The following is a 521-nucleotide window of genomic DNA, read 5'->3' as shown; positions in this document are numbered from 1 at the left end:
CTGGTGGTGCGGGTGGCACGGGTAAGGGCGGCGCRGCCTTGCAGGGTCTTGGTGGTGCTGGTGGTGCCGGTGGCTCTGGTGGTGAGGGCGGCGAGGGCGCCAACGGTGCCGATGGTGATGGCACGCATCTGGATGGTTATGCCGGTGGTGCCGGCGGTGCCGGTGGTGACGCCGGCCAGGGTGGTGCCGGTGGTGCGGGCCGGGGCCCGATCGTCGACGGTGTTGATGGCACCGCGGGTGCCGGCGGCAATGGTGGTGAGGGTGGTGACGGCTTCACCGGTGCTGACTCCACGGGTGTGGGTGTCGAAGGCGGCGCCGGTGGTGCTGGTGGTGCGGGTGGTGATGGTGGCCTGGGTGGTCTGAAGGCTGATGGTTCCGGGCGTGCCGATGATGGTCTGGGTGGTGCTGGTGGTGACGGCGGTGCCGGTGGTACCGGGTACACCGGTCAGGCCGGTGCGGACGCCACGGTGGCCGGTACTGCCGGTGGTGCTGGTGAGTCGGGCACCAATGGTGGCGTGGCG

1 protein-coding gene is annotated in these 521 nt (G+C 71.0%); it reads left to right on the top strand.

The window, feature by feature from the left end; genetic code table 11:
- Window positions 1–521, top strand: a 521-nt coding sequence (locus EJK91_RS23075) for a hypothetical protein (RefSeq protein ID WP_206430465.1), incomplete at both ends; no start/stop codon positions are given.

This window comes from Mycobacterium sp. P7213 (assembly GCF_900604305.1).
Taxonomy (GTDB): Bacteria; Actinomycetota; Actinomycetes; order Mycobacteriales; family Mycobacteriaceae; genus Mycobacterium.
The sequence above is the reverse complement of the archived record's forward strand: the minus strand, read 5'-3'. Positions and strand labels throughout refer to the sequence as shown.